Annotated in this window: 1 pseudogene; it reads left to right on the forward strand. The window is 66.3% G+C overall.

What is annotated here, in order from left to right:
* Positions 1–340, forward strand: a pseudogene (locus EN893_RS37895) (short-chain dehydrogenase/reductase); the annotation flags it as partial.
* Between the last annotated feature and the right edge of the window lie 40 nt (positions 341–380).

Below are 380 nucleotides of genomic sequence, written 5' to 3' on the forward strand. Positions count from 1 at the left end.
ATTCGGCATCCATGTGACGCTGGTCGAACCGGGCGGCTTCTCCACCGACTGGGCCGGCCCGTCGGCCAAGATCTCTCAGCCGATCGAGGCCTATGCGCCCGCCCGTGCGAAGATGGCAGAGCGCCGCGCCAATTCCGTTGCCGGCGATCCAGAGGCCACCGGGCCGGCGATGCTGGCCATTGTCGACGCCGCCGAGCCACCGCTCAGGGTGTTCTTCGGCGACGGCGGCCTGCCGATGATACGCCAGGAATACGCCAACCGACTCGCCACATGGGACAAGTGGGACCATGTTTCCGTTATGGCGCAAGGCGCCAAGAAGAACCGCAAAGCTAACGCCTAGTGAGCTTGGCTACGCCGCGACGGCGGCGTAGCTCCTGCCC

Origin of the sequence: Mesorhizobium sp. M7A.F.Ca.CA.004.04.2.1 (assembly GCF_004022825.1) — a bacterium.
Lineage (GTDB): Bacteria > Pseudomonadota > Alphaproteobacteria > Rhizobiales > Rhizobiaceae > Mesorhizobium.